General features: G+C 40.9%; 1 protein-coding gene. It reads left to right on the top strand.

The window, feature by feature from the left end; all coding sequences use genetic code 11:
- Positions 1–632: transaldolase family protein (locus CWB85_RS21585; protein ID WP_138555997.1), on the top strand; the 632-nt coding region annotated here is incomplete at its 5' end.
- Positions 633–784: the final 152 nt, after the last annotated feature.

Here is a 784-nt window from a genome sequence, read left to right as displayed (position 1 = left end):
CCATAGATAAAGCACTTGAACTTGTTGCGCTATATAAAGAGCAAGATATTGATACCTCACGCGTATTGATCAAAATCGCCTCTACATGGGAAGGTATTCAAGCAGCAAAAATACTTGAACAACAAGGTATTCGTTGTAACTTAACGCTGGTATTCGCGTTTGCTCAAGCTCGTGCCTGTGCTGAGGTAGGTGCATACCTAATCTCACCATTCGTTGGTCGAATTCTTGATTGGTATAAAGCCAATAATGCTGATACCGACTTCAGTGGTGCTAACGATCCTGGCGTGCAATCAGTGACGCACATTTATGACTTTTTCAAAAAGCATGATTATAAAACCATCGTTATGGGCGCAAGTTTCAGAAACATCAACGAAATTCAACTACTAGCAGGCTGTGATAGATTAACTATCAGCCCTGGTCTATTGTCAGAGCTGGCAGCAACAGATGCGCCTTTAGTACGTCAACTTACTCCTACAACTGAAACAGTTGCGGCGCCTGAGCCTATGAGTGAGCAAGCGTTCCGCTGGGAAATGAACCAAGATGCAATGGCAACAGATAAACTAAGCCAAGGCATTCGTCAGTTTGCAATTGACCAAGAAAAGCTTGAAGCCATTTTAGCTGAGCTAGTCTAAATCATTAACTAAATTGCGCTCTTGATGATCAATCATTATCAAGAGTTCGAATTAAATACATAAAAAAGCCCGCTGATTTAATTAAATCAGCGGGCTTTTTATCAGGTAAAACTTTTAACTTAGATGTCGCTTAATAACGCATTTGCGTTTGC

This window comes from Pseudoalteromonas sp. S1727 (assembly GCF_005886375.1).
Lineage (GTDB): Bacteria > Pseudomonadota > Gammaproteobacteria > Enterobacterales > Alteromonadaceae > Pseudoalteromonas > Pseudoalteromonas haloplanktis.
Note: the sequence above shows the minus strand (reverse complement) of the source record. Positions and strands in the feature narration are given on the sequence as shown.